At 59.5% G+C, this 26,459-nt stretch carries 21 protein-coding genes, 4 tRNA genes and 1 pseudogene; 15 read left to right on the plus strand and 11 right to left on the minus strand.

Annotated elements, in window-relative coordinates; all coding sequences use genetic code 11:
- The first annotated feature begins 337 nt into the window (after positions 1 to 337).
- From AAEO81_RS23165 to AAEO81_RS23180, 4 genes are all read left to right on the plus strand, one after another.
- Positions 338 to 1,585, plus strand: coding sequence for a hypothetical protein (locus AAEO81_RS23165; RefSeq protein ID WP_341959354.1), 1,248 nt, complete (start codon positions 338 to 340; stop codon positions 1,583 to 1,585).
- Positions 1,582 to 2,832 carry a hypothetical protein gene (locus AAEO81_RS23170; RefSeq protein WP_341959356.1) on the plus strand — a complete coding sequence of 417 codons (1,251 nt, stop codon included), beginning with the start codon at positions 1,582 to 1,584 and terminating at the stop codon, positions 2,830 to 2,832. The genes AAEO81_RS23165 and AAEO81_RS23170 overlap by 4 nt, the downstream gene beginning before the upstream one ends.
- A 1-nt stretch (position 2,833) precedes the next feature.
- Complete coding sequence (locus tag AAEO81_RS23175) at positions 2,834 to 4,999, plus strand: glycosyltransferase family 2 protein (RefSeq protein WP_341959358.1); 2,166 nt, start codon at positions 2,834 to 2,836, stop codon at positions 4,997 to 4,999.
- 285 nt (positions 5,000 to 5,284) lie between these two features.
- Positions 5,285 to 6,730 (plus strand): efflux transporter outer membrane subunit, encoded by a 1,446-nt coding sequence (locus tag AAEO81_RS23180; protein ID WP_341959359.1) that lies wholly within the window; start codon positions 5,285 to 5,287, stop codon positions 6,728 to 6,730.
- A 169-nt stretch (positions 6,731 to 6,899) separates the two neighbouring features.
- On the opposite strand, the gene AAEO81_RS23185 is transcribed toward AAEO81_RS23180, so the two are convergent.
- Both AAEO81_RS23185 and AAEO81_RS23190 read right to left on the minus strand, forming a co-directional pair.
- Positions 6,900 to 7,592 carry a HAMP domain-containing sensor histidine kinase gene (locus tag AAEO81_RS23185; RefSeq protein WP_341959362.1) on the minus strand — a complete coding sequence of 231 codons (693 nt, stop codon included), beginning with the start codon at positions 7,590 to 7,592 and terminating at the stop codon, positions 6,900 to 6,902.
- Positions 7,589 to 9,193, minus strand: a complete 1,605-nt coding sequence (locus AAEO81_RS23190; protein ID WP_341959363.1) for a response regulator — start codon at positions 9,191 to 9,193, stop codon at positions 7,589 to 7,591. Before AAEO81_RS23190 ends, AAEO81_RS23185 begins: the two co-directional genes overlap by 4 nt.
- Before the next feature lie 455 nt (positions 9,194 to 9,648).
- On the opposite strand from AAEO81_RS23190, the gene AAEO81_RS23195 reads away from it, so the two are divergent.
- From AAEO81_RS23195 to AAEO81_RS23210, 4 genes and pseudogenes are all read left to right on the plus strand, one after another.
- On the plus strand, positions 9,649 to 11,289 hold the full coding sequence (locus AAEO81_RS23195) for a methyl-accepting chemotaxis protein (protein ID WP_341959364.1): 1,641 nt from the start codon (positions 9,649 to 9,651) through the stop codon (positions 11,287 to 11,289).
- Positions 11,290 to 11,810: 521 nt separating this feature from the next.
- Positions 11,811 to 13,448, plus strand: a complete 1,638-nt coding sequence (gene mqo, locus AAEO81_RS23200) for a malate dehydrogenase (quinone) (RefSeq protein ID WP_341959366.1) — start codon at positions 11,811 to 11,813, stop codon at positions 13,446 to 13,448.
- Between the two features lie 203 nt (positions 13,449 to 13,651).
- Positions 13,652 to 14,398: a YkgJ family cysteine cluster protein gene (locus tag AAEO81_RS23205; protein ID WP_341959369.1), complete on the plus strand. Its 747-nt coding sequence runs from the start codon at positions 13,652 to 13,654 to the stop codon at positions 14,396 to 14,398.
- 50 nt (positions 14,399 to 14,448) lie between these two features.
- Positions 14,449 to 14,625: pseudogene (locus AAEO81_RS23210) on the plus strand (GlxA family transcriptional regulator); the annotation flags it as partial.
- 99 nt (positions 14,626 to 14,724) lie between these two features.
- Here AAEO81_RS23210 and AAEO81_RS23215 read toward each other — a convergent pair.
- Positions 14,725 to 15,117, minus strand: coding sequence for a tautomerase family protein (locus AAEO81_RS23215; protein ID WP_341959371.1), 393 nt, complete (start codon positions 15,115 to 15,117; stop codon positions 14,725 to 14,727).
- A 200-nt stretch (positions 15,118 to 15,317) separates the two neighbouring features.
- On the opposite strand from AAEO81_RS23215, the gene AAEO81_RS23220 reads away from it, so the two are divergent.
- From AAEO81_RS23220 to AAEO81_RS23230, 3 genes are all read left to right on the plus strand, one after another.
- Positions 15,318 to 16,202: a fumarylacetoacetate hydrolase family protein gene (locus tag AAEO81_RS23220; RefSeq protein WP_341959373.1), complete on the plus strand. Its 885-nt coding sequence runs from the start codon at positions 15,318 to 15,320 to the stop codon at positions 16,200 to 16,202.
- Between the two features lie 134 nt (positions 16,203 to 16,336).
- The gene (locus tag AAEO81_RS23225) at positions 16,337 to 16,966 is read left to right on the plus strand and encodes a TetR family transcriptional regulator (protein ID WP_341959375.1); all 630 of its coding nucleotides are present in this window, start codon (positions 16,337 to 16,339) and stop codon (positions 16,964 to 16,966) included.
- Positions 16,967 to 17,182: 216 nt separating this feature from the next.
- A complete protein-coding gene (locus AAEO81_RS23230) occupies positions 17,183 to 17,347 on the plus strand; it encodes a DUF2256 domain-containing protein (protein ID WP_341959377.1) in 165 nt (54 codons plus the stop codon).
- A 75-nt stretch (positions 17,348 to 17,422) separates the two neighbouring features.
- Here the strand turns inward: AAEO81_RS23230 and AAEO81_RS23235 are convergent.
- Positions 17,423 to 17,499, minus strand: a tRNA-Arg gene (locus AAEO81_RS23235).
- Between the two features lie 315 nt (positions 17,500 to 17,814).
- On the opposite strand from AAEO81_RS23235, the gene AAEO81_RS23240 reads away from it, so the two are divergent.
- From AAEO81_RS23240 to AAEO81_RS23250, 3 genes are all read left to right on the plus strand, one after another.
- Positions 17,815 to 18,042 (plus strand): hypothetical protein, encoded by a 228-nt coding sequence (locus AAEO81_RS23240; protein ID WP_341959379.1) that lies wholly within the window; start codon positions 17,815 to 17,817, stop codon positions 18,040 to 18,042.
- A gap of 54 nt (positions 18,043 to 18,096) precedes the next feature.
- Entirely contained in the window at positions 18,097 to 18,300 is a 204-nt protein-coding gene (locus tag AAEO81_RS23245) for a PA3371 family protein (RefSeq protein WP_341959382.1), read from the plus strand.
- A gap of 397 nt (positions 18,301 to 18,697) precedes the next feature.
- On the plus strand, positions 18,698 to 19,024 hold the full coding sequence (locus AAEO81_RS23250) for an Arc family DNA-binding protein (protein ID WP_110947489.1): 327 nt from the start codon (positions 18,698 to 18,700) through the stop codon (positions 19,022 to 19,024).
- Positions 19,025 to 19,147: 123 nt separating this feature from the next.
- Here AAEO81_RS23250 and mgtE read toward each other — a convergent pair whose 3' ends face one another.
- Complete coding sequence (gene mgtE, locus AAEO81_RS23255; protein WP_166593288.1) at positions 19,148 to 20,590, minus strand: magnesium transporter; 1,443 nt, start codon at positions 20,588 to 20,590, stop codon at positions 19,148 to 19,150.
- 321 nt (positions 20,591 to 20,911) lie between these two features.
- On the opposite strand from mgtE, the gene AAEO81_RS23260 reads away from it, so the two are divergent.
- A complete protein-coding gene (locus AAEO81_RS23260) occupies positions 20,912 to 21,415 on the plus strand; it encodes a cell envelope protein SmpA (RefSeq protein WP_341959387.1) in 504 nt (167 codons plus the stop codon).
- A 48-nt stretch (positions 21,416 to 21,463) separates the two neighbouring features.
- On the opposite strand, the gene AAEO81_RS23265 is transcribed toward AAEO81_RS23260, so the two are convergent.
- From AAEO81_RS23265 to alaS, 6 genes are all read right to left on the minus strand, one after another.
- Positions 21,464 to 21,540 (minus strand) — tRNA-Arg (locus AAEO81_RS23265).
- A 135-nt stretch (positions 21,541 to 21,675) separates the two neighbouring features.
- A tRNA-Arg gene (locus tag AAEO81_RS23270) sits at positions 21,676 to 21,752 on the minus strand.
- Between the two features lie 107 nt (positions 21,753 to 21,859).
- A tRNA-Ser gene (locus AAEO81_RS23275) sits at positions 21,860 to 21,950 on the minus strand.
- Positions 21,951 to 22,012: 62 nt separating this feature from the next.
- Complete coding sequence (gene csrA, locus AAEO81_RS23280) at positions 22,013 to 22,201, minus strand: carbon storage regulator CsrA (protein ID WP_020290522.1); 189 nt, start codon at positions 22,199 to 22,201, stop codon at positions 22,013 to 22,015.
- A gap of 183 nt (positions 22,202 to 22,384) precedes the next feature.
- The gene (locus AAEO81_RS23285; protein WP_341959394.1) at positions 22,385 to 23,617 is read right to left on the minus strand and encodes an aspartate kinase; all 1,233 of its coding nucleotides are present in this window, start codon (positions 23,615 to 23,617) and stop codon (positions 22,385 to 22,387) included.
- A 95-nt stretch (positions 23,618 to 23,712) separates the two neighbouring features.
- Positions 23,713 to 26,331 carry an alanine--tRNA ligase gene (gene alaS / locus AAEO81_RS23290; RefSeq protein ID WP_341959396.1) on the minus strand — a complete coding sequence of 873 codons (2,619 nt, stop codon included), beginning with the start codon at positions 26,329 to 26,331 and terminating at the stop codon, positions 23,713 to 23,715.
- Between the last annotated feature and the right edge of the window lie 128 nt (positions 26,332 to 26,459).

A 26,459-nucleotide genomic window follows, 5' to 3' on the forward strand; every position in this document is an offset into this window, starting at 1 on the left:
GCATGAACTCGAAAAATCTCCACCCGCCCCGAAAATACGGCAACAATCCGACGCCAAACAATGAGCGCGCGCGGGTCATTGACACTCAAAAACTTCCCGCCTAGCGTAAGGCCAGTGATCGTTTTCTCCTGCCTGGATCACTGCCGCTGCACTTCAACAAGACGGGACGTATCCAGCCTTTTCAGTCCTGCGCTTTCAGCGAACAGATCCTGTACATCGCCACGTTCGGCGACGCTTTCGTATGCCTGGGTTCAGCTGTCGTCTACCTGACGCGTTCACGCGGCCTGCGCCCGTGGCCGCGAAATGATTTCTGCAGGCTTGGCCTTGAGGTACTGGAATGACCAATTTATCGATCGAGCCGATCTCGATGACGTCCGGGGTGCCTGCCAGGCCGCGTTTTTTCACGCTGTCGCTGCTGCCCCGGCTGGTGGGGTTCAGCGTGTTGTTCTTCATCGTCTGGCTGCTGTTTTCCACCCTGTTCCTGCCGCTGCTGTCCTCGTCCGCCACCCGGGCGATTCTGAATGCGCCGGTGATTCTGCTGACCACGCCCATCGACGGCGTTGTCAGTGCGCTGTCGATCAAGCCCGGCGAAGCGTTCGCCAAGGGGCAGACCATCGCCACCATCGAAAACCCACGGGCCAATCAGGAAACCCTGCTCACCTTGCAGACCCGTCGCCTGACGCTGGAGCAGCAATTGGCCTCGCTGAAAAGCCAGGCCGAACACGATCAGCAGTTCTACGACGCACTCGATAAAACCAGCCAGCAATACCAGACCGCCTACCACGCACGGCAGCTGTATGCGCAACGTGCGCTGCGGGCGGAAAGCGTGGCGGCCGACGCCCGTTTGCAGGATGCCCAGGCCACGTTGATGCGCAATCAGGAGCTGTTTCGCCAAGGCGCGGTGAGTGAAGCGGCGGTGACCTCTTCCAAGGCGCAACTGGCGTCGCTGCAAGGGGCGGCCGAATCGATTCGCTCGCAGTTGCGCATCAACAGTGGCGACGTGTCGGCGGCCAGCGAACAGGTGTACCTCGACCCCGATCAGTTGCGCATGTTTGACCTCCAAGCGCAGATGACCACGCTGCAGCTGAGCCTGGCGAATCAGGCGAAGAACCGTGCGACGCAACAGGAAGAGCTGGACAACCTCAATCAACTGATTGAGACCGAACAGAACCGGGTCAGGCTAATGGCGGCGTACAACGTGGTCGCCTACGCCCCCGGCACCGTTCAGGAACTGGTCGCCCCGGAAGGCACCCTGGTCCGCGCAGGCGCCACGCTGGTGCGGGCCACCCATTGCAATCAGAGCAACGTGATCGCGGTGTTCCCGGAGCGCATGGCCAGCAAAATCACGCGGGACACGGTGCTGATCGTGGACGTCGCGGGCCTGAATCAGCCGCTCAGGGCACACGTCGTGCAGTTGCTGTCGAAACCCAGCGACACCCTCTCCGCCAATTACAGCGTGCCCTTCCCGTTCGCCGAGCAAAACGCTGTGTACGTGGTCGGCGCGTTCGACGACAACCTCTCGGAAAACGAACGCGCGCGGACCTGTAATCCGGGCAATTGGGTGACGGCCAAGGTGTCAGGATGAAACGCCTCGGGCTGGCCGGTTGCAGCGTGTGGCTGCTGACGCTGTTCAGCGTTCCGGTGATGGCCGATCAAAGCCGTCCGCAACTGGAACGGTTAACGTGCGCGGCGCTCGACCGTGCCGTGTTGTCCCTCGCCGACGGCCCCGTTTTGCTGGCGAGCTACCCCGCCTTCGAAGGCCATCCGCCCGCGATCATTGCCCTGCGCGGCGTGGCGTTCACCTACGACAACGCGCTGGCGAGCATCGCGCTGTTCGGCTGTGGCAAACCGCAATCGGCGGAGCGTATCGCTGACGCGCTGACGTACGCGGTGGACAACGACCCCGACTATCACGACGGCCGTCTGCGCAACGCCTACGCCGCCGGCTCAGTAAAAACCAGCGGGCCGGTTCTGCTGCCGGGTTATTGGAGCCAAGAGCGCAACGCCTGGAATCAGGACGCGTATCAGGTCGGCAGTGCCACGGGCAATCAGGCATGGGCGGTGCTGGCGCTGCTTGAAGCCTTTCGTCAGACCCAGACACAGCGTTATCTACAGGCCGCCGAAAAAATCCTGCTCTGGACCCAGCGCAACACCTACGACAGCCAGGCCCCGGCAGGCTTCACTGGCGGCTTCTACGGCTACCCGCCGAACCCGGTTCGTCAGGGCTGGAAATCCACCGAACACAACGTCGATCTGGCTGCCGCATGGGACGCGCTGAACCGCATCAAGGCCAGCGCCGACAGCGCCAGCCAAGCCAGGATCGCCCGGGACTTCGTCGACCGCCAATGGCTCGCCCAGGAAGGACGGTTTCTGATCGGCACCCTCCCCGACGGCCGCACCGCCGAGCATCAGCGCTCGGGGCTGGACGCGCAGATCTGGCCATTGATTGCCTTCCGCAAGCCGCCCGCCGACTGGTCGCGGGTGTTCGGGTTCGTCGATCAGGCCCACCGGTTTGGCGAAGGTTACGGCTTCAGTCGCGATCCGGACGGCCTGTGGACCGAGGGCACCGCGCAGGCCGCCGCCGTCGCGCACCTCACCGGCGCCACTGACAAGGCCCGCGCACTGTGGCCGGTGCTGATCGCGCAGCAGTCGGCGGACGGCTGGCTGTTCGCGACCCCGCAGGCACAGATCAGCACCGGGCTGGCCATCGGCCCGGACTCCACGAGCAATGACTTTTTCTACTACCACCTGCCCCATCTGGGCGCCACGGCCTGGGCGGCGATTGCGGCCAGCGGCGTCAACCCGTTCACCGGCGCACAGGAGGCCAACTGACATGCACGCACTCGATGCATTGCAACTCTGGCAGTTGAACCTCGGCACGCTGGCGATGGTGGTGCTGTTCGCGGCGCTGACCCACCGCAACCAGTGGTGGGCGCGGGCCGCGTTCGGGCTGGTGACCGGACTGCTGTTGATCAACTACGTGATCTGGCGATTCCGCGCCACCCTGCCCGACGTTCACTCAGGGTTCGCAGCGCTGTGGTCCTACACCTTCCTGTTCTTCGAAATGCTGGCGATCACCTACACGCTGGTGTCCATTGTCGTGATGCTGGTGCGCACCGATCACACGACCAAAGCGGACGCTGGAGAAGGTCGCCTGCGAAGTGCCGGTCCCCATGTGCCAGGAGTGGACGTGTTCATTTGCACGTACAACGAAGGGCTGGACGTGCTGGAAAAAACCATCATCGCGGCGCAGGCGATGGACTACCCCAATTTCAATGTCTGGGTGCTGGACGACACCCGCCGCGACTGGCTGCGGGACTACTGCGCGGAGAGAGGCGTGTATTACGCTCGCCGCGACAACAACGACCACGCCAAGGCGGGCAACCTGAACAACGGTTTGCGCCAGTCCGAAGCCTCGACCAACGCGCCGTACATTCTGGTGCTGGACGCGGACTTCGCGCCGCAACAGCCGATCCTGATGCGCACGCTGGGGTTGTTCGAGGACCCGAAAGTCGCGCTGGTGCAGACCCCGCAGTTCTATTACAACCCCGACCCGATCCAGCACAACCTGGGCTCGTCGACCTGTTGGGTGGACGAGCAACGGGTGTTCTTCGACGTGTTCCAACCGGCGAAGGATGGGTGGGACGCGGCGTTTTGTGTCGGCACATCCTTCGTGGTGCGGCGCGATCGGATCAATGAAATTGGCGGCTTTCCTACAGGCTCTGTCTGCGAAGACATCTACACCACCTATCGTCTCTTGCAGCGCGGCTACATCACCCGCTGGCTGAACGAGCGGCTGTCCATCGGCCTGTCGGCGGAAGGCCTAACCGAGTACATCAACCAGCGGGGTCGCTGGTGCCTGGGCACGATTCAGGTCGCGTTGCTGCCGGACGGCCCGTTGCGGGGGCGCGGCTACACGCTCAACGACCGGCTGCATTACGTCCATGGTCTGCTGCACTGGTTCTCCAAGCCGTTCATTTTGATGATGCTGGTTTCACCGCTGCTCTACTGGTATTTCCGCATTGCCGGGTTCTACGCGAAGCCGATGGATTTCCTGGCATTCGGCATGCCTGCGCTGATCGCCTTCTGGGGCTACGGGACGTGGGTCACCGACCGGCGCACGCTGCCGATTTTCACCGAGGTGACGCAGATCGTCGCCTCGCTGGCAGTGACGGCCACGTTGCTCAGCGCGTTAATTCGCCCGTTCGGGCGGCCCTTCAAGGTCACGGCCAAGGGGCTGGACCGCTCGCAGACGATGGTCCACTGGAAACTCTTCGGGTTCTTTTTCTTCCTCACGCTGTTCGCGCAGATCGGCGCGTTCACCGCGATTGCCACGGCGGACATCTTCGACGGCAACGTGCAGTTCAACCTGTGCTGGACGGTGGTGGCCCTGGTGTACAACGTCGCGACGCTGGTGGCCTGTGTCGATCGTCCGAGGCTACATGGCGAAGAGCGTTTCCCGTTTCTCAAGCCCGCCGGGCTGCACTTGAGCGGTCGGATGTTTGCCGGGCGCTTGACGGACATTTCCCTGAGCGGCGCGTCGTTCGCCTGTGAATTTTCGGCGCTGATCAGGCCGGGACTGCGGGGCACGGTGTGGGTGAACAAGGTGGGCCGCGTGCCGGTGGAGGTCAAACGCCAGACCGGAGACGGGCGGCTGGGTTTGCAGTTCGTCGATCTGGACGAACCCTTGCGGCAGCGCTTGATTGGCCGGTTGTTCAGTGACGCCAACACCAACGTCGCGGGCCGGGCGAAACCGGGGATCGCTTTCAGCAGCTTGTTGCGGCGTTCGTTGATTGGCGAGAAGCGCCCGCCCTTGCTCTCGTATGCCCGTCGCGCACGTCAGCTGCGGACTGAGCGTCGGCGGCGCCCGATGCCCGGTTTCAAGACCGTGAACCTGCGCCTGCCGGAGGGGCCAGCGCCCAGGGTGTCGGCGACGCGTGGGGAGTTCTGGACGCTGTTGCTCGCGCCGTTGCGGGCGTTGTTCGGGATGCGGTTGTAAGACGCGTCCGGCTAACGCTTTCTACTGGGCCTTCCTTTTGGACGATTGCTCTGCTGCAAACGCGCTTCCCACTGTAGGAGCGAATTCATTCGCGATGCGTCGGTACAGGCGATGGAGATGTGTCGAATGTACCGGCCATTCGCGAATGAATTCGCTCCCACCGTTGAAGCCGAGTCAGGCCTGATGTTTCGCCGTGAGACCGGACCTCGGGGGAATCTGCGCAACACCAAAAATCCCATTGCCTTTTGAAATTGCAGGTCAAGCCATGTTAACGAGAGCACGCCGATGAACAGCCCACTACGCCTCTCTTTGCTCACCCTTGTGCTTCTGACCGGCTGCTCGCTGGAGCCGACTTACCAGCGCCCCGACCCGCCCATCGATCAGCAATGGCCGAGCAACACGCAAGCGCCGGGCATGAATGATTCGAAGCTGGCCTTTCAGCAGGACTGGCGAACGTTCATCACCGACCCGCGCTTGCGTCAGGTGATCGATCTGGCCTTGTCGAACAACCGTGGCCTGCGTCAGTACGCGGCATCGGTGGCGGAATCCCGCGCCGAATCCGACGGTGCCCACGCTGCGCTGTTCCCCTCAATCGGTCTCAACACCTACGCAGGACGCAGCAAAATCCCACCCTTGGTGCGGACGCAAGGCGGCGGCGTGAGCTCGGGCAGCACAGACAACACCTTTCAGGCCACAGCCGGTTTCACGTCCTATGAGCTGGACCTGTTCGGCCGCCTGCGCAGCCAACGCAACGCCGCTGACGCGCGCTTCGAAGCCACCGAGGCGGATTACCAGACCGCCCGTTTGGGGCTCATCGGCGAAGTCGCCAGCACGTGGTTGAGCCTGAAAGCCAATCAGACCCTGCTCAATCTGGCCCAGTCCACCTTCGATTCCCAGCAGCATTACGGCGAGCTGTTGCGCAGCAGTTTCAACGCGGGTTCCACGGCACGCATCGACGTGCATCAGGGTGACGCGATGACCAACACCGCCGCCGTACAGGTCAACACGTATCGCATGAAGGTCGCGCAAAACCTCAACGCCTTGCGCGTGCTGGTCGGTCAGCCCGTGCCCGATCAACTGCTGCCGGAGGGCGATCTGGGCGAGACGCTGGCCACCGCCGATGTGCCTGCGGGCTTGCCGTCGAGTCTGATCAAGCGCCGCCCCGACATTCTGTCGGCGGAGGCCTTGTTACGGGCGTCCAACGCGGACATTGGCGCGGCGCGCAGTGCGTATTTTCCGACCCTCTCGTTGACCGGCGCGTTGGGCAGCCTGAGTGGTGACTTCTCGAAACTGCTCACTGGCCCCGCCGAGTTCTGGCAACTGGCGGCGGCCGGGTCGATGACGTTGATCGATGGGGGTCGGCGGCGGGCGGTGGTCGATGCCAGCCATGCGCGGTATGACGCCAACACCGCGGCCTATGAAGGTACGGTGCAGAACGCGTTTCGGGAAGCGGCGGATGCCCTGAATGCGCGCCAGGAAATGCTCGCGCAAGTCGCGGCGCAGCAGCGGCTGGTAAAGGATTATCAGGAAGCGTGGCGTCAGTCGCGGTTGCGTTTCGAGGCGGGGCTGGACAGCTATTTTTCGACCATGGACGCGCAACGCTCACTGTTCGCCGCCCAACAGGAATACCTGACGCTGGAGCTGGCGCGGGAGGTCAATCAAGTGAATCTGTACAAGGCGCTGGGCGGCGGGTGGACGCCGCCGAAGCTCAATGTGGCGGATGCCAAATAACGCCCCATGTTGGATGCGAAGCTGCGCTCAAAACCTGTGGGAGCGAATTCATTCGCGAAAAATGGGCCAGATGACAGAGATGTATCGACCTTGCCAGCGCATCGCGAATGAATTCGCTCCTACAGGGTGAATCGCTATTCATCCGCAACGCACGCGGCGACCGCAGGGCTCAGGGCAGAAAAATCCTGAACACCCCACCGCCCAACTCGCCGCCATTGGCAATCTCGATATGCCCCGGCACGCCTTGCCGTTGGTGCTGACGGGCAATGTTCGCGGCGAAGTACAGGCCCAAACCGGTGCTGCCGCTGCTCTGATTGATGCCAAGCACGTAGTCGGTCTGTTTCTCGATCATGTGTTCGGGGAAGCCCGGGCCATCGTCGTTGACGCTGATGACCAGTTGCTCGCCCACCTGCCCCGCCGTGATCAACACCGCCTTGCGGGCATAGCGAATCGCGTTGATCACCACGTTCGACACCACCGAGCCGATCAGCTCGCGGTCGAAAAAACCCGGCAGGCCAAAGTCATCGACTTCATACCGTGCCACGATGCCACGGCTGGCGAGGACTTCCTGGTGAAACGCCAGTTGTGCTTCGATGAAGTCGTCCAACTCGTGATAATCCGGGCGCAACGGCAGTTGATTAACGCCCAGTTTGTACAGGCCCAGCAGTTGCACGAGCATGCCGTTGAGGTGCGCGAATTCGTAGTCGATCACGCCCTGTTCCGGCGTGCCGCGATGGGCCTCGGGCAGTTGCTTGACCCATTGCCCGTGGGCCTGGATCAGCGACGCCAGGGAGTTCTTCATGTCGTGCACGGTGGAGGCGATCACCATGGAAAAATCCAGCCCCGAATCCTCGTCCGTCATTCGCCAAACGCCTTGAGTCGCAGTTTCTGATACCGCTCGTATCGCGGGTCGGTCTCGGGCATCTTGCCCACCATTTTCAGACTGTTCTGACACTCCTTGAGGCTGGCCGCGTCGAGGTTCTGCACGCCCATGTGCAACAGCGACTGGGCCATGTTCAACGCGATACTGATGTTCTTGGGTTGCAGCGCCAGCCCCTGACGGAACAAGTCCTGAGCCTCGCCCAGCTTGCCCGCGCGATAACTGCGAATGCCTTGCATGTTCAGATCGATCGCCGCCTTGCCCGCACCGAGGATTTCCGGGTCGTCGGTCTGCCTGGCGATGTTCTGCATGACAGCCGGATCGTCGCCGTAGATTTCCGCGCAGCTTTTCAAGATCCCGGCACCGGCCGCTTCCTGTCCCAGTTGCTTGAGCTGTGACGCAACGGCCAACGCCGCATCGGCGCTGAGAAAATGCTCCATGCCGTCGAGCCGTTCCATGGCCTGCGCGGTCAATTTGGCCGCCATTTCCGGATCGGAACTCGCGACACTGGTGGCCTTCATCAAACGCGCCCGCACTTGCAGACCGGCGTCGTTGGTGTGCTCCTTGGCGACGTCGCCCAGGGTCTGGTTGATTTCCACGCGGGTCCGCGCGTCGAAGCCCCGCTCGGCGCCCTTGCTGATCAGCGCCTGCGCAAGACCGAGGTTGGTTTCGGGGTCCTTGAAGCGAGAAAACTGACCTTGCGACACCGCCTGGCGGAACGCACGGGAGGCGCCGTCAAAGTCCTGATTCTCCAACGACAGCTTGCCCAGCAAACGCTGACGGCGCACGGCATAGGGCGACAGGCGCACGGCTTCTTCGAGCATTTTCTGCGCACGACGATTATCGCCGCTGGCAATCAGCACATCCGCCAAACCGTCGAACAGCACCGGCATCGCATTAAAGGTACGAATCGCTTCTTCATAGACCGTTTGCGCTTCGGCATTGCGATTGCGCTTGAACAGCAGCTTGCCCAACGCAGAATACGCCCAGGGTTGCGGGCGGTCAGCGAGGATGGACTTGAGGAACGCTTCCAGCGGCTCCTGCTGGTTCAGGTCGCGCAGTGCGTCGGCCTTGTAGCGCAGGCACAACGGCGCGAAACGCGGGTCCTGTTTGGTCAGGTTGACGCAGGCCGCCAGCACTTCAGCGGGCTTGCCACGGTCGAGGGCCTGGAGGATTGGCTTGAGCAGGGTCTTGCGCTGGACGATTTTTTCCAGACGCTGCGCCAGGCTGGCGCGGTTGAACGGCTTGGTCAGATACGCGTCAGGCTCCCATTCCAGCGCGCTCATGACCATTGCTTGACTGTTTTCAGCGGTGACCATGACGAACACGCTTTCATGGCTGATCAGCCGGTCGGTCATCAGGTCTTCCAGCACCTGCTGGCCATTTTTCTTGCCGTCACCCAAGTTGAAGTCGTGCAGGATAAAGTCATAGCGCTTCTGCGAGCAGGCCTTGATCGCCTGTTCGCCATTGTCTGCGGTGTCCACTTCCTTGACGCCCAACTCGCGCAGCATTGACCTGACCGAGCTGCGAAAATCGGAGAAATCATCGACGATCAGAAAGGTTTTTTGGTTCCAGGCCAGCATCGAGATTCCTGTAGCGGGAGATAAATCAGCTCAGAGGCAGCCTCACAAGCATCAACGTCGAAGCACCCTTAACGTGGCGCAGATAATAGCCAACATCAAATTGCCATCAAGCTATTTCACAGGGGCGTCGCCAACTTGCCGTAGGGCAGGAGAGCCCTCGCTTCGGTTATCGGCGGCACCCAAGTAAAGCTTAGGTGACACCCGCGATAAAAAGCGACCCTTCCATGACAATGATGCTGGGTGAAACGAATGCATTTGTGACGCAGGTCGTATGCTTTAAAGCACGCGAGCGTGAAGAAAAGAGTCGGGATAATGGATCCAAACTCGGCCAATTTCGGAGAACGTAAAGTTTCGGCTAGATGTTACCGGATATGTAAAGTCCCTTCCCTCTCCGCCGATACGCTTGGAAGACGGTGACCCAACCGCGTCTCTTCCTCTCGCCTGAGTATTCCTTCATGTCCTGGCTGACCAACCTGAAACTCAAGTCCAAGCTGTTGCTCGCGTTTAGCCTGTGTGCCCTGATCACTGTGGTGGTGGGTGTGCTAGGCCAGAACGGCATTTCTCGTCTGTACGATTTGTTCAAAGGCACTGTTGAAAACAGCATGCTGTCGGTCACCAAGGTCGATTCGGTGAAGGCCAACGTGATTGCCACCAACCGCGACTTCTTCAAGATCATCGCCCTCAGCGCGCTGAAGGCCAGCCCCGAGGAAGTCAACGCGGTCATTCAGTCGCTCAAGGAAAACCAGGCGCAGGCAGACACCGACTTCGCGATCTATCGCAAGACCCCTATGGAAGATGACGAAAAGGCAGCGGGCGATGACTTTACTCGCGACTGGCCCGCCTACATGTCGGCGGTTCAAAGCACGCTGAGCGTCATTCAGAGCGGAGACGTCGAACAGGGCGCGAAACTGGCGGCCAGTAACGTCACCCCGACCTACCGCAAAACCATGGGCGAGCTGAAAATCATCATCGAATCCAACGCTCGCCAGGCTCAAGAGTCGGCCCAGGCAGGCGTGGAAACCGACAGTCAGGTGACGTGGCTGTTGACCATCGGTTCGCTGATCGCGGTCATTTGCGCCATTTCACTGGGGTTGATCGTGACGCGCATGATCACTCGCCCTATTTATCAATCGGTGGAAAGCGCCTCCCATGTGGCCAACGGCAACCTGACCCACGTCATCGCCTCCGGCGGCCAGGACGAGACCGGGCAACTGCTCAGGGCGCTGTCGACGATGCAGGGCAGCCTCAAGGGCACCGTGCAACAGATCGCCAGTGCTTCGGATCAACTGGCCTCGGCTGCGGAAGAACTGACCGCTGTGACCGACGACAGCACCCGAGGGCTGCAACGTCAGAACGACGAAATCCAGCAGGCTGCAACGGCCGTGAACCAGATGACCGCCGCCGTCGAAGAAGTCGCCCGCAACGCCGCCAGCGCTTCGCAGGTCTCGACCCAGACGGCCGACGACGCGGTCAAGGGCCAGCAGCAAGTGCAGCAAGCGGTGACTGCGATGAACACCATGACCGTGGAAATCAACGATTCGACCCAACGCGTCGAGGCACTGGCCGGGCAGATTCGTGACATCACCAAAGTGCTGGACGTGATTCGTGGCATTGCCGAACAGACCAACCTGCTAGCCCTCAACGCGGCCATCGAAGCGGCCCGCGCCGGTGAGCAAGGCCGCGGTTTTGCCGTGGTCGCCGACGAAGTCCGCGCCCTCGCCGCCCGCACACAAGCCTCTACCGGCGAGATCGAATCGATGATCACCCTGGTGCGCAACGGTGCCGATGAAGCAGTGCGCGCCATGGGCAAGAGCCAGGCCATCGCCACCAACACCCAGACACTCGCCACCGAAGCCGGTTTGGCGCTGGAGCGCATTAGCGAAGGCGTCAGCCAGATCAACGAACGCAATCTGGTGATCGCCAGCGCGGCCGAAGAACAGGCCCAAGTGGCGCGGGAAGTTGACCGCAATCTGGTGAACATTCAGGACCTGTCGGCGCAGACCGCCGCTGGCGCGAATCAGACCAACGCGTCGAGCCAGGAACTGTCACGCCTGGCGGTGTCGTTCAACACCATGGTGGGCAAGTTCACGCTCTGACGCGTCAACGACAACTCCCTGTGGGAGCGAATTCATTCGCGAAGCAGTTGTACATTCGATGAAGATTTATCGAATGCACAGGCCTCTCGCGAATGAATTCGCTCCTACAGATTCACACCGTGTTCAGTCAGTGTTAGCGGCAAAATTTCATGGATCACAGGTGGCGAAAGCCATTCTTTCGCCACCTGTGACACCTTGGCTCATTGACTAAATCGTCACACGTTTTGTCAGAAATCACATTTCAGGTACAATCGCGGCCCCTCGCAGATCCCTTGGACCTGATGACCGAGTCCTGCGGGGTGTTTGTTGTTTACTCAAGCTGCTGCATCCCAATGATCTAACAAAAAGCCAGCGCAGAGGGACACAGAACTCAAGGTCTGCCTCATCGACCTTGAACCCTACCCCTCGCCCTCCGAGTGCGAAACCGAGCCTTGCGCCTGTCAGTTCTGACACGCGCCGAACCGGTCTCGTCTCGACATAAGAGGCAGGCGGATAACGTTCTTTCAATTGGATTGCGTGCAATGATCAAAACGACAGGCAAGGCCCTGCTGGGTCTGGCGATTTCGGTGGGTATGCTTCAGGCACACGCCGCAGAAAGCAAAAAAGTGGACGTGCTGCTGATCGGCGGCGGCATCATGAGTTCGACTCTGGGCGTCTGGCTCAACGAGCTGGAGCCAGGTTGGACCATGGAAATGGTCGAGCGTCTGGACAAAGTCGCCGAAGAAAGCTCTAACGGCTGGAACAACGCCGGTACCGGCCACTCCGGTCTCGCCGAGCTGAACTACACGCCGGAAGACAAAGACGGCAAGGTCAACATCTCCAAGGCCATCGAGATCAACGAAGCCTTCCAAGTGACCCGTCAGTTCCTGGCCTGGCAGGTCCGCCAGAGCGTTTTGAAAAACCCGCATTCGTTCATCAACTCCACACCGCACATGAGCTTCGTGTGGGGCGATGACAACATCAAGTTCCTGAAAAAGCGTTACGAAGCCCTGCAGGCGAGCCCGCTGTTCCGCCCGATGCAGTTCTCCGAAGACCACGCGCAGATCGCCAAGTGGGTCCCGCTGATGATGGAGGGGCGTGACCCGAACCAGAAGCTGGCCACCACCTGGACGCCGATCGGCACCGACGTCAACTGGGGTGAAGTCACCCGTCAGTACGTCTCGGCGCTCCAGACTCGCCCGAATTTCAACTTGAAACTGTCGAGCGAAGTCAACGACATCACTCGCAATGCCGACGGCAGCTGGCACGTCGAGTACAAGAACCTGAAGGACGGCACCAGCAGCGCGACCGACGCCAAGTTCCTGTTCATCGGCGCTGGCGGCGGCGCACTGAAGCTGCTGCAGAAATCCGGCATTCCGGAAGGCCGTGACTACGCAGGCTTCCCGGTCGGTGGTTCGTTCCTGGTTACCGAGAATCAGGACGTTGCTCTGCAACACATGGCCAAGGCCTACGGCATCGCCTCCACCGGCGCGCCGCCCATGTCGGTTCCGCACCTGGACACCCGCGTGCTCGACGGCAAGCGCGTGATCCTGTTTGGCCCGTTCGCCACCTTCTCCACCAAGTTCCTGAAAGAAGGTTCGTACCTGGACCTATTCAGCAGCATGACCACCCACAACTTCTGGCCGATGACCAAAGTGGGCATCGAGCAGTACCCGCTGGTGGAGTACCTCGCCGGCCAACTGATGCTGTCCGACGACGATCGCTTCAAGGCCTTGCAGGAATACTTCCCGCACGCCAAGAAAGAAGACTGGCGTCTGTGGCAAGCCGGTCAGCGCGTGCAGATCATCAAGCGTGATGCCGAGAAAGGCGGCGTGCTCAAGCTGGGTACCGAAGTCGTTTCCTCACAGGACGGCAGCATCGCCGCACTGTTGGGCGCATCGCCAGGTGCCTCGACCGCCGCGCCGATCATGCTCAACGTGATGGAAAAGGTCTTCAAGGACAAAGTCGCGACGCCTGAATGGCAAGCGAAGATCCGCCAGATCGTGCCGAGCTACGGCACCAAGCTGAACGACTCGCCGGCTGCCGTGCAGCAAGAGTGGAACTACACCGCCGAAGTCCTGCAACTGGACAAGCCGCCGGTCATCGACCAGAGCGTCGGCACCAGCACCGAGCCGAGCAAACCGGCCGAGAGCAAGCCTGCGAACGACATGGCGCTGTAATTTTCGCCACGTTGAAATGGCGGTAAACAAAAAGCCACGGGCCTCAAACCCCGTGGCTTTTTTGTGCGTGACGGACAGGTCAAAGGCATCGCTCGGTTTTCCTCTGACAGGCAAATTTCATCCTTTTAGACTTGCTGTTTCAAGGCGCTCTGCGCATTCTGTGCGGCCACAGCTAACCTTCCCCGTACATCGAGTGATCTCGCGTGTCGAACACTTCAATTCGCTTTGCGTGCAATGGCTGCGGTGCCTGCTGCAAAAGTCGCTTGATCCCATTGACGCTGAATGAAACACGTCAATGGCTCGCCCGTGGTCACGACGTCGCCATCGTGCTGGAAGCCTTCAACGAAGCAACCTGGACTTCCGACCCTCAGCAGTTCGCTCACAGCGCTCGGCGGGCGTCGGAAGTCGGCAGCGGCGGTGCGGTGATTCAGGTCATTGCCGTGTTCACGGCCAATGCCCTGGACCGCTGCCCCAACCTGGGGGCCGACGACCGTTGCGGCATCTACGACGCGCGTCCGCTGGTCTGTCGGATATACCCGATGGAGATCAACCCGTTCATCCGCCTTCAGCCCGAAGACAAAGGGTGCCCGCCAGAGACTTGGCAGACCGGCGAGGTCATGTTCACTGATCGCATTATGGACCCGACGCTGGCCCGTCAAGTGGAGCAGTCACGGCAAGCGGACCGAGATGACGCGCGAGCCAAGATCAATATTTGCGAATACATGGGGCTCACGACGGTCGCCTGGAAAAATAACGCGATGGCGATTTATCAACCCGATCGCCGGGCGTTGATCGCGGCCATCGATGCCTGCGACGCTGGCGCGCACGACCCCGCAGGCAAGGCATGGTCAGTGCGGGTGGATCAGCCGGACTTGCGTCAGCAGTTGCTCGCGTCGGACATCGGTTTGAGCCATGACAGCTCGGCGGACTATATTTTCCATAAGCTGTGACGGGCGGCACCTGCACCCGCGTGCCATCACCGCTTTGTGACCTTCCTGTTGTCGAAGCCGCCCGCATCATGATGGAAGAGGGGCGTTATTCCCTCGACATCATTGCCCGGGACTGCGGCTTCGGGGACCGAGAGCGCATGAGGCGGTCGTTCTTGCGCGCGTTCAACCAATCCCCGCAAGCCATCAAGCGCATCACTGAATCGCAGATGATCGACCTCTCCCATTGACGCATCTCGCATCGACAACCGCGCGTCGAAGCGCTCGCCCGTGGCGGCCAAAAAAAATGGCGCGGTACAAGGCCGCGCCATGGCTGACCACCGACGAAATCACGCTGTCGGGGCGTATTGCATCTCGCCGTTACCGAACGACCAGTCTTCACGCTGAACATCGATCAGGCTGATCCAGACGTCTTCCTTGCGAATGCCTGCACGTTCATGGATGCCTTCGGCGACCGCTTTGTAGAACGCCTTCTTTACCTCGATGGACCGGCCCGCGTTCCAGGTGACCTGGATGAAGACAATCTTCGGCGTGTAAGTCACGCCCAGATAACCGTCAGCCGGGTAAATCAACTCGTCCTTCCCATGGCGATTGACGACCTGAAAACGGTCGTTCGCCGGCACGTTGGCGGTGGTGGTCATCGCTTCATAAATGACGTCACCAATGATTTTGACGGTTTCGGCAGAGGTGTCTGCAGCAACATCTATTCTGGCAAGTGGCATGGCATTTCCTGTTATTGGCGTGAAAGGGCTGGACGTGTTGCACGCCGCCGAAACCGGCGTTTCGCGCAAAATAAATGTCTCTCAACATTTATTGAATAGATGTTTTACATCATGTATTTTCTGCTGACAAGCCTGAGAGACACTTGCGTGAACGCGGGCGCTGACGCCAGAAAAAAAACCTACCCCCCTGAGGATCGACGATGAAATTTGCCAACGTCTTAGCTGAAGACAACCGCCCGACACCCGCACTGATCGACGATGTAAACGGGGTGTTCTGGCCGTTGAACGAACTTCAGGGCCGCTTCGCCGGCAGCCTGGACGAGTTGATCGCGAATTGGGAACAAGCTGCTACCGGGCTTGGCGCTCAGGGTCCCGGCAGATCCCTCGTGGGTGTGAAAGTGCTGGCGCCCCTCGCGCCGACGCGCAACGTCTTTTGCGTGGGCAAGAACTATCACGAACACGCTGCAGAATTCAGCAAGTCCGGATTCGATCACAGCGCCAAGGACGGGGAAGTTGCCCCTGAGTTTCCGGTAATCTTCACCAAGACGCCGGAGTCGATCATCGGCCACCTGGACTCCATTTCGCCGCACACCCGCGTCACCCGGCAACTGGATTATGAGGCAGAACTGGCCGTCATCATTGGCAAAGGGGGGCGTGGGATTTCGAAAGAAGACGCGTACGACCACGTCTGGGGCTACACCATCATCAACGACGTCACCGCCCGTGACCTGCAGAAAAACCACCGCCAATGGTTCCTCGGCAAATCCCTCGACGGGTTCTGCCCCATGGGCCCGTGGATCGTCACCGCCGACGCATTCAACCCGCAAAACGCCACGATCAAATGCTGGGTGAACGAAGAGTTGAGGCAGGACGCCAACGTCAGCGCGCTCATCTTCGACATTCCCGCCCTCATCGAATGCCTGTCGGCGGGCATCGAGCTCAAGCCTGGCGATGTGATCAGCACCGGAACGCCCGTCGGCGTCGGCATCGGCTTCACCCCGCCCCGCTTCCTGCAACCAGGCGATACGGTTCGCATCGAAATCGACGGCATCGGCGCACTGGAAAACTCCATCGCTGACACCTGATTCATCACGCTCCCTGACGGCCCGGGCCCCAGTCGTTCGTCGATTGGGCTTCGGGGCACACGGCCCACCATGACAGTGATCAGGCTTTTATATAGGATGCTGCACATCTATTTCAGCTTATGAAGAGGCGCCTTATGCCGCGAGTGTCCAGACAGCAAACCGAGCTGAACCGTGTTTCGATCACGGAAACGGCAACCCGGCTCTATCGCGAACGTGGCTTGAACGGCGTGAGCGTGGCAGAAATCATGCACGAGGCGGGGCTGACCCATGGCGGGTTTTACGGGCACTTCGAGTCCAAGGAAGCCTTGGCGAACGAAGCCTGCGTACATGCGTTCGAGCAATCTGCCAACGCCTGGAAAGAGAAAATCGCCGCGCATCGCAAAAAACGAACAGCCCGCAAGGCGATCATCGATCACTACCTCGCGCCCTCCAAACGGGACAACGCCGCCGAGACCTGCCCGGTGGTGGCGTTTTCGGGTGACATTGCCCACGAAGGCAGACCTTCAGAGCTTCATCAGACTTACGTCAAGGGCCTTCAGACCTTGATGGAGGCGTACATGTCGACCCTCGAACCCGGCAAGTCACCCCGCGAGGACTCCGCAAACCGCCAGGCGGCTGTCGTCGAATACGCGCTGATGGTGGGCGCCATGACCCTCGCCCGCGCCACAGGTAAAACGGCCCTGTCGGACGAGATCCTGAAATCCGCGCGCACCTTTCTGAACTCGGATGCCTCCGCCGTCGAGCGCTTGGCCCTGAACGGTTAACCGGTGCAGGCACCGCCCTCTGACAACCGTGGGTCAAGCGTGCCCGGCGCGTTACTTGATCCCGATCAGCAATGAAAGCGGGTAATCGCTTCGGGCCGGCTGCGCAAGGAACACGCCGAACTGAACGCCCATGTCAGCGTCTCGTTCGCTCCAAAAAACAACAGCGGACGGCACAGGGTATCCTCGGCCAAAGCATCCTCTGCGGAAGGCCGCACCGTGAAGAAAAACGAATTACCGCAAAAAACCTGCGCCACCTGCGGCCTGCCATTCACCTGGCGAAAAAAATGGGCCCGCTGCTGGGACGACGTCAAGTACTGCTCGGAACGCTGTCGCCGTCACAAATCGGTTTCCCAGGAAACACTCCGGGGTGGGGAACGCTGATCACGTTGGAGGAAGGTTATGGCTGAAGCGCTCTGCCGCTTTCACCTAATGGCCGAAAAGAGGTATCTATTAGTGTGGTGTCCCAGGCGGGGTTCGAACCTGCAACCTTCCCCTTAGGAGGGGGATGCTCTATCCAATTGAGCTACTGAGACACTGTACCGGCGCTCTGAATGGCGCCAGCGGGACGGCGTGCATGTTAACGGCAAGCCCCTGTTTTGTCATGTCGTCATTGTCGTTTTGCGCTGTAGTCCGCCGGGGATTTGGCTGACAGCAGATGCCCGTCATGCAAATTGCAATGGCCCAAAATGACATCATTGCAAACTGCAATCTGCACCTTTTCAAAAAAATACATAACCAATTGATTTTATTGGTTTTATTTTTGCAATTCGCTTGGCATGCAGACTGCATTCTCACTCTCGTGCAATCCCCTTCATACACAACTCCAAACGAAGGTAAACGAGATGAACATGACTCTCTCCCTGTTGAATGCTGCGGCTCTGGTCGCATTGGTGGCTTTCCACTTCCAGGCTGACGGCAGCAAAACCGAGAGTGTCGCGGTTCAGGCTCAACCGCATTACCTCGTCAAGCAAACACCGCGCTTCGCCGTCATGCCATCGCAACGGTCTGACGCCATGCTGGCCAACGATACCGACGAAGCCATTCAGGTTGATTGGTCTCAACGCTGGGTGTTTTGAGCGCACGAGGCGTGACTGTGGTTTGCCGATTCGTTTATTGAACAGAGAAAAGCCATGTCAAAAGCAGCACTTTCCTTTCTGATTCTCGCCATCATGGGCGTCGCGGCGGATCAACTGCTTCCTTCATCAATGGACGCGCTTGGAACGGTCGCCAAAGTGGCCGCCGGTACATTTGCCATGCTGTTCCTCGCCGCGATGGTGGTGGGACGCCGCATCAAGTTCGACCCGGTATTGCGTCAGGCCAACGGCGGACGTTGAGTCCACATCCTCGTCTCCTCGCGCCCGTTGGCGCACTGCCAAAAGACCCTTCGTCTCTTTGTCGGCATCATTCTCAAAATTTCTTACAGACGCTTCTACGCTGAAGACAGATAGCCATCATTGCGGAAACCCGCGTAATCTGTGGCTGTCGGTCGGATGAGTGGTATCCGGGAACTTTGCTAACCAGAACGCATTTCGGATAATTGGTGCTGGCTAAACGCCTTTATCTAGTTCAATATTTGTCACAGATTTGACGCCAAGGTTCCGACGTATTGATGCATGATGACGGACCTTTATGCTGGCAGGTTGAACATTTCGCCGAAATGACAGTCAGACGATGACATCTCGCGGCCAAATGCATGAACCGCCTCCCCTTTGAACTAAATCGGTTAAATATATGAGCCCTATGAAACAGGCCAATTATTCCAGTCGCACAGCTGACAAGTTCGTTGTCCGTCTCCCGGAAGGTATGCGCGAGCGCATTGCGGAAGTCTCCAAAGACAACCATCGCAGCATGAACTCTGAAATTATTGCGCGTCTCGAACAAAGCCTGATTCAAGAAGGCGCACTGGGCGACGAGCCTAAGCTGCGTCTCGACAGCCCAGAGTTGTCATTGCATGAACGTGAGCTGCTGCAGCGCTTCCGCCAACTTGCTCACCGCCAGCAAAACGCTCTGGTTTCGCTGATTGCTCACGACACCAGCCTGGCCGCCGACGACGAATAAGTCCCAAGCGTCAGAGACTCAAAAGCCAGCATTCAGCTGGCTTTTTTGTGGGCAAAATCGATGGAACCCCGCCGATTTCAGAATAAAAAACCGCCCTTGAAGGCGGTTTTTTATGAGGCTGGCTTAGAGCAAAAACACTGTCGCCAACCCAAGGAAGATGAAGAAGCCGCCACTGTCAGTCATCGCGGTGATCATCACGCTGGAACCCATCGCCGGGTCACGTCCCAATTTGGCCAGTGTCATCGGGATCAGCACGCCCATGAACGCCGCGAGCAGCAAGTTCAACGTCATCGCTGCGGTCATGACCACGCCCAGCGACCAGCTGTGGTAAAGCAGGTAGGCCACGATACCGATAACCCCGCCCCACACCAGACCGTTGACCAGGGCCACGCCCAGTTCCTTGCGCATCAAACGCGAGGTGTTGCCCGTGCTGACCTGATCCAGCGCCATCGCGCGTACGATCATGGTGATGGTCTGGTTGCCAGAGTTACCGCCAATACCCGCCACGATCGGCATCAAGGCCGCCAGCGCCACCAGCTTCTCGATCGAGCCTTCGAACAGGCCGATCACGCGGGAAGCGATGAAGGCGGTGATCAGGTTAACCGCCAGCCAGGACCAGCGGTTGCGCAGCGAGCGCCACACTGAGGCGAAGATGTCTTCTTCCTCGCGCAGACCTGCCATGTTCAATACTTCGGTTTCGCTCTCTTCACGAATCAGATCGACCATTTCATCAATGGTCAGACGGCCAATCAGCTTGCCGTTCTTGTCCACGACGGGGGAGGAAATCAAGTCGTAGCGCTCGAAGGCCTGAGCCGCCTCGTAAGCATCGCCGTCCGGGTGAAAGCTCACCGGGTCACTGGCCATGACGTCCGACACTTGTTTTTCAGGGTCGTTGACCAACAGGCGCTTGATGGGGAGTACGCCTTTCAGCACGCCGTCGTAATCCACCACGAAGAGTTTGTCGGTATGGCCCGGCAGCTCTTTCAGTCGACGCAGGTAACGCAGAACGACTTCGAGGCTGACGTCTTCGCGAATGGTGACCATCTCGAAGTCCATCAGCGCGCCGACCTGTTCCTCATGGTAGGACAACGCCGAACGAACGCGCTCGCGTTGCTGGCTGTCGAGGGCTTCCATCAGTTCATGGACGACATCCCGGGGCAGCTCCGGCGCCAGGTCTGCGAGCTCGTCCGCGTCCATTTCCTTGGCGGCAGCGAGCAACTCATGATCGTCCATGTCGGCGATCAGCGTCTCACGAACGGAGTCGGACACTTCTAGAAGAATGTCGCCGTCGCGCTCGGCCTTGACCAGTTGCCAGACCGTCAGGCGGTCCTCAACCGGGAGGGCTTCGAGAATATAGGCGACGTCGGCAGAGTGCAGATCATCGAGCTTGCGTTGCAGCTCAACGAGGTTTTGGCGATGGACCAGGTTCTCAACGCGATCCTGGTGCTGGCCTTCCTGGCGATGAGTCAGGTCTTCGACGATGCGCTGACGTTGCAGCAGGTCGACGACTTGTGCGAGGCGATCCTGAAGGCTTTCCTGCGTTTTTTTTACTTCGATTTCGGTCATAGGCGAACTCCACTCCCAGCAGTGGACCGCGCCGGAAGATCAATCAGTCGATTCGTGATTGGTACAGCTTAATTCTGAGTTGCTACTGGGTAAGTCCATGGAGGTATTCCACAAGCCCCGGCGGGGCTGACGGGCGCAATCATACACCCCTTGCCGGGTCTTCATGTTAAAAATTCAACGCGGAACAAGCGCTTGCAACACAATGTTAAGCATTGTCCGAGTCGTTATTGCTACGACGTCACATCAAGAGAAGAAAACACGCTCGCCAGTCAAATTTCATCTGGCTAGGCTTTCTTGACACCCGTCAAGGAGGACGTCGACATGCCGTTGGACATCCGCAACACCCTTATTGCTGCCTTGCTGATCGCGCCCGCCTGCACATGGGCAACGACGGTCAACCGTTGCGAGGACGATAACGGACGTATCACGTTTACAACCCTCGGCTGCCCCACCGGCCAAAACTTCACGTCACATCAGGTTCACAGCCCGCTTCCTGGAACCGTTCAACCGGCCCCTTCCAGACACGCTGGCTCAGTCAAGAATCAGACCAACGCCGAACTGGTGATTGTCGGTCAACGAGACGACGGTTGCGGCAACGTGTTGAGCGCGGAGCAACGCCGCAAGGCGATCATCAATCAACAGACGCCGGCAGGCATGACCAAACGGGATGTGGAAAGCCTTCTCGGCAAACCCGATAAAATCATAGGCCGCAACGCCGAGGTGCGTTATGTGTATGAAGAAAAGAAAGGTCGAAGCCGGCAGGTCACGTTCGATGAGCACGGCTGCGTGAAAGGTACGCGACAAAAAGACAGGGCAGGAACATAAACCCTGGAAAGCAAAAAGCCCGCATTCTCATGCGGGCTTTTCGTTTTATGGTGCACTCGACAGGATTCGAACCTGTGACCGCTCGGTTCGTAGCCGAGTACTCTATCCAGCTGAGCTACGAGTGCAAATGGCGCTTGATGAACCAGATCACCTCTGGTCACTGCATTTTACTTCTGGAAGTGAGTGGTACTTCCGAAGGCCTGTTGAAGCCAGGCTCTTTCTTAAAGTCGCCGCCTGTATCACTACAAACAACGCTTAAATGGTGCACTCGACAGGATTCGAACCTGTGACCGCTCGGTTCGTAGCCGAGTACTCTATCCAGCTGAGCTACGAGTGCATTTGTTGCCGCGCATTATAGGCCGTCAAATCTTTTGGTCAAGAACTTTTTCCAGTAAATTCAACAACTTACCGATCAAGCCAGATTACAACGTACTACGCAAATAATGGCGGAGAACGGGGGATTCGAACCCCCGACACCCTTTTGAGGTGTACTCCCTTAGCAGGGGAGCGCCTTCGGCCACTCGGCCAGCTCTCCGCAACACGGGGCGTATAATAACCACCCTTTTCCCCGTTTGCAAACCAAAAATTCAATAAAAATTAATGGCTTGGTTCCTGGTCCTTCTCTTTCTTGATGCGCAGGTAAATCTCTTCCCGGTGAACAGCCACTTCCTTGGGCGCGTTGACCCCAATTCGTACTTGATTACCTTTAACGCCGAGCACAGTCACGGTGATTTCACCGTCACCGATTATCAGGCTCTCCGCGCACCGACGGGTCAAAATCAGCATACCTATCTCCTCAACCTGAATTCAGGGACAACAGTCTGCACAACCATAAAGGCATTGGCCCGCACCAGAAGAGGCAACGGGCCAGTGTCGTGAGTATTGACTAGCGTCGGAAAAAAAACAGCTTTCTCGCGCACATCAGAAACACGAAGGGCGCGGAGTCGTCCGCGCCCTTCGGCAAAACCCTTACTCGCCCTCGCGGGGCGCGTCGAGTTCAAACGCCGTGTGCAGCGCACGAACCGCCAGTTCCAGGTACTTCTCCTCAATGACAACTGACACCTTGATTTCAGATGTGGAGATCATCTGGATGTTGATGGTTTCCTTCGCCAGCGCTTCGAACATGCGGCTCGCAACGCCTGCGTGGGAACGCATGCCCACGCCAACGATGGAGACCTTGGCAATCTTGGTGTCGCCGATCACTTCGCGCGCGCCGATTTCCTTGGCGGTATTCTGCAAGACGCTCAGCGCCTGCTCGTACTCGTTGCGGTGCACGGTGAAGGTGAAGTCGGTGGTGTTATCGTGCGCAACATTCTGCACGATCATGTCGACTTCGATGTTCGCGGCGCTGATCGGACCGAGGATCTTGAAGGCAACACCCGGGGTGTCTGGCACGCCACGGATTGTCAGCTTGGCTTCGTCACGGTTGAAGGCGATGCCCGAAATGATCGGCTGTTCCATGGATTCCTCTTCATCGATGGTAATGAGGGTACCCGGACCCTCCTTGAAGCTGTGCAGCACGCGCAGCGGAACGTTGTACTTGCCGGCGAACTCCACCGAGCGGATCTGCAACACCTTGGAGCCCAGGCTGGCCATTTCCAGCATTTCTTCAAAGGTGATCTTTTCCAGACGCTGTGCCTGAGGCACCACACGCGGGTCGGTGGTGTAAACCCCATCGACATCGGTGTAAATCTGGCACTCATCGGCCTTCAACGCAGCAGCCAACGCCACACCCGTTGTGTCCGAACCACCGCGACCCAAGGTCGTGATGTTGCCGTTTTCGTCGACGCCCTGGAAACCGGCGACCACTACCACACGACCTTCTTTCAGATCGGCACGAATCTTCTGATCGTCGATCTGCAGAATACGCGCCTTGTTGTGCGCGTTATCGGTGAGGATGCGTACCTGGTTACCGGTGTAGGACACCGCTGGCACCCCACGTTTGATCAGCGCCATGGCCAGCAAGGCAATCGTCACCTGCTCACCGGTGGAGACAATGACGTCCAGCTCACGCGGAACCGGCTGGTCGCTGATCTGCTTGGCCAGGTCGATCAGGCGATTGGTTTCGCCGCTCATCGCGGACAGCACCACCACCAGATCATCGCCTGCCTCGCGGAATTTCTTGATTTTGTCGGCCACCTGCTCGATGCGCTCGATCGAGCCCACGGAGGTGCCGCCAAATTTTTGTACGATTAAAGCCATCTCAAAGCCGCCTCAGCCCATGACGGGCCCCCGTTAAACATTCAAACCGCGTAGCGCCGCCCTCTTCTTTATAGAGAAAAGGGCGGTGGGTCGACTTAAATTCCCTGTTCGGCGAACGGAACCGCCAGCGCGAGCGCCGCGTCCAGCCCGGCAGCGTCAACGCCGCCACCTTGTGCCATATCAGGGCGACCGCCGCCTTTACCGCCTACAGCGGCAGCCGCTTGCTTCATCAAATCACCGGCTTTGAGTTGGCCAGTCAGGTCCTTGGTGACACCCGCCACCAGCACGACCTTGTCTTCATGCACACCGCCGAGCAGGATCACTGCGCGACCGAGTTTGTTCTTCAACTGATCCACCAGCGCCAGCAGCGCTTTACCATCCTGACCGTCGAGACGGGCAGCGAGGACCTTGGCACCTTTGACGTCCACCGCTGCGGCCGACAGATCGTCGCCCGCCGCGCTGGCCGCCTTGGCCTGCAGTTGTTCCAGCTGTTTTTCCAGCAGACGGTTGCGCTCCAGCACAGCCGTCAGTTTGTCCAGCAGGTTGTCGCGATTGCCTTTGACCAGGTTCGCGGCTTCCTTCAATTGCTCTTCAGCGGTGTTCAGGTACGCCAGCGCCACAGCGCCGGTGACTGCTTCGATACGACGCACACCCGAGGCCACGCCGCCTTCGCTGATGATCTTGAACAGTGCGATGTCGCCGGTGCGGTTGGCGTGAATCCCGCCGCACAGCTCGACGGAGAAATCACCGCCCATGCTCAGCACGCGAACGCTGTCGCCGTACTTCTCGCCGAACAGCGCCATGGCGCCCTTCTTCTTGGCGGATTCGATGTCGGTCTCTTCGGTCTCAACGGCAGTGTTCTTGCGAACCTCGGCGTTGACGATGTCTTCCAGCGCCTTGATCTGCTCAGGCTTGATGGCTTCGAAGTGGCTGAAGTCGAAGCGCAGGCGCTGACTGTCAACCAGCGAGCCTTTCTGCTGGACGTGATCGCCCAACACCTGACGCAGCGCGGCGTGCAGCAAGTGCGTGGCCGAGTGGTTCAGGGAGGTGGCCTGACGCACTTCGGCGGCCACCTGGGTGCTCAGCGTGGTGCCGACGGTCAGGCTGCCCGACACTTGCACACCGTGGTGCAGGAACGCGCCGCCGGTCTTGGTGGTGTCGCTCACGTCGAAACGGATGCCATTGGCGGTCAGGTAACCGCTGTCGCCGATCTGGCCGCCGGACTCGGCGTAGAACGGAGTCTGATCGAGGATCACGACGCCTTCTTCGCCTTCGTTCAACTGCTGAACCGACTGGCCTTCCTTGTAGATGGCCACGACCTTGGCGTCGCCCGCCGTGGCCGAATAACCGGTGAACGCGGTTGGCACATCGACCTTGACCAGGCTGTTGTAGTCCATGCCGAACGCGCTGGCGGAACGCGCGCGCTCACGCTGGGCGTCCATCTCACGCTCGAAACCGGCCTCGTCGAGGGTCAGGTTACGCTCACGGGCGATGTCGCCGGTCAGGTCCATCGGGAAGCCGTAAGTGTCGTAAAGCTTGAACACCACGTCGCCCGGCACGACCGTGCCTTTCAGCTCGGCCAGGTCTTGTTCGAGGATTTTCAGGCCCTGCTCCAGGGTCTTGGCGAATTGCTCTTCTTCCGCTTTCAGTACGCGCTCGATGTGCGCCTGTTGGGATTTCAGCTCAGGGAAGGCCTCGCCCATTTCGGCGACCAACGCAGCCACGATCTGGTAGAAGAAGCTGCCCTTGGCGCCCAGCTTGTTGCCGTGACGGCAGGCGCGGCGAATGATGCGGCGCAGCACGTAGCCACGGCCTTCGTTGGACGGCAGCACGCCATCAGCGATCAGGAAGCCGCAGGACCGGATGTGGTCGGCCACGACTTTCAGCGAAGGCTGGGCGTCGTTGGTGCAACCGATGGCCTGGGCGGCAGCGGCGAGCAGGCTCTGGAACAGGTCGATCTCGTAGTTCGAATGCACGTGCTGCAGGACGGCACTGATCCGCTCCAGGCCCATACCGGTGTCGACCGACGGCGCTGGCAGCGGGTGCAGCACGCCATCGGCAGTGCGGTTGAACTGCATGAAGACGTTGTTCCAGATCTCGATGTAACGGTCGCCGTCTTCTTCCGGCGAGCCCGGCGGGCCACCCCAGATGTCGGCGCCGTGGTCGTAGAATATCTCGGTGCAAGGACCGCACGGGCCGGTATCGCCCATGGTCCAGAAGTTGTCAGACGCGTAAGGCGCGCCTTTGTTGTCGCCGATGCGAACCATGCGCTCGGCCGGCACGCCGACTTCTTTGGTCCAGATGTCATAGGCTTCATCGTCGGTCGCGTAGACCGTGACCCAGAGCTTGTCCTTCGGCAGTTTCAAAACGCCGGTCAGGAAGGTCCAGGCGAAGGTGATCGCATCGCGCTTGAAGTAGTCGCCGAAGCTGAAGTTACCCAGCATTTCGAAGAAAGTGTGGTGACGTGCGGTGTACCCGACGTTTTCCAGGTCGTTGTGCTTGCCACCGGCGCGCACGCACTTCTGGCTGCTGACGGCACGGGTGTAGGCCCGTTTTTCCTGGCCCAGGAAGCAATCCTTGAACTGGTTCATGCCTGCGTTGGTGAACAGCAGGGTCGGGTCGTTGCCCGGAATCAAGGAGCTGGAGGCTACTCGGGTGTGGCCTTGCTCTTCGAAGAAGCGAAGGAAGGCTTCACGGATTTCTGCGCTTTTCATAGGTTCTTCCACGGGAACTGCGGCCGGAGCCAACTGCATAACGTCATTCGACGAAACGACGGCAAAGGGCCGCATTATATAGGCGTTACTGCCACGGTACAGCGTCTTTGTACGATAGATGCCGCCAA

It is taken from the genome of Pseudomonas sp. RC10, assembly GCF_038397775.1.
Taxonomy (GTDB): Bacteria; Pseudomonadota; Gammaproteobacteria; order Pseudomonadales; family Pseudomonadaceae; genus Aquipseudomonas; species Aquipseudomonas bambusae.

Bases quoted from the DNA above. Each gene is read 5' to 3' on its own strand.
- AAEO81_RS23215 (WP_341959371.1), bottom strand. From the start codon at position 15,117: ATGCCACTTGCCAGAATAGATGTTGCTGCAGACACCTCTGCCGAAACC.
- csrA (WP_020290522.1), bottom strand. From the start codon at position 22,201: ATGCTGATTTTGACCCGTCGGTGCGCGGAGAGCCTGATAATCGGTGAC.
- AAEO81_RS23175 (WP_341959358.1), top strand. From the start codon at position 2,834: ATGCACGCACTCGATGCATTGCAACTCTGGCAGTTGAACCTCGGCACG.
- AAEO81_RS23220 (WP_341959373.1), top strand. From the start codon at position 15,318: ATGAAATTTGCCAACGTCTTAGCTGAAGACAACCGCCCGACACCCGCA.
- alaS (WP_341959396.1), bottom strand. From the start codon at position 26,331: ATGAAAAGCGCAGAAATCCGTGAAGCCTTCCTTCGCTTCTTCGAAGAG.
- AAEO81_RS23170 (WP_341959356.1), top strand. From the start codon at position 1,582: ATGAAACGCCTCGGGCTGGCCGGTTGCAGCGTGTGGCTGCTGACGCTG.
- AAEO81_RS23180 (WP_341959359.1), top strand. From the start codon at position 5,285: ATGAACAGCCCACTACGCCTCTCTTTGCTCACCCTTGTGCTTCTGACC.
- AAEO81_RS23190 (WP_341959363.1), bottom strand. From the start codon at position 9,193: ATGCTGGCCTGGAACCAAAAAACCTTTCTGATCGTCGATGATTTCTCC.
- AAEO81_RS23285 (WP_341959394.1), bottom strand. From the start codon at position 23,617: ATGGCTTTAATCGTACAAAAATTTGGCGGCACCTCCGTGGGCTCGATC.
- AAEO81_RS23195 (WP_341959364.1), top strand. From the start codon at position 9,649: ATGTCCTGGCTGACCAACCTGAAACTCAAGTCCAAGCTGTTGCTCGCG.
- AAEO81_RS23165 (WP_341959354.1), top strand. From the start codon at position 338: ATGACCAATTTATCGATCGAGCCGATCTCGATGACGTCCGGGGTGCCT.
- AAEO81_RS23185 (WP_341959362.1), bottom strand. From the start codon at position 7,592: ATGACGGACGAGGATTCGGGGCTGGATTTTTCCATGGTGATCGCCTCC.
- AAEO81_RS23240 (WP_341959379.1), top strand. From the start codon at position 17,815: ATGACTCTCTCCCTGTTGAATGCTGCGGCTCTGGTCGCATTGGTGGCT.
- mqo (WP_341959366.1), top strand. From the start codon at position 11,811: ATGATCAAAACGACAGGCAAGGCCCTGCTGGGTCTGGCGATTTCGGTG.
- AAEO81_RS23245 (WP_341959382.1), top strand. From the start codon at position 18,097: ATGTCAAAAGCAGCACTTTCCTTTCTGATTCTCGCCATCATGGGCGTC.
- AAEO81_RS23250 (WP_110947489.1), top strand. From the start codon at position 18,698: ATGAGCCCTATGAAACAGGCCAATTATTCCAGTCGCACAGCTGACAAG.
- AAEO81_RS23260 (WP_341959387.1), top strand. From the start codon at position 20,912: ATGCCGTTGGACATCCGCAACACCCTTATTGCTGCCTTGCTGATCGCG.
- mgtE (WP_166593288.1), bottom strand. From the start codon at position 20,590: ATGACCGAAATCGAAGTAAAAAAAACGCAGGAAAGCCTTCAGGATCGC.
- AAEO81_RS23225 (WP_341959375.1), top strand. From the start codon at position 16,337: ATGCCGCGAGTGTCCAGACAGCAAACCGAGCTGAACCGTGTTTCGATC.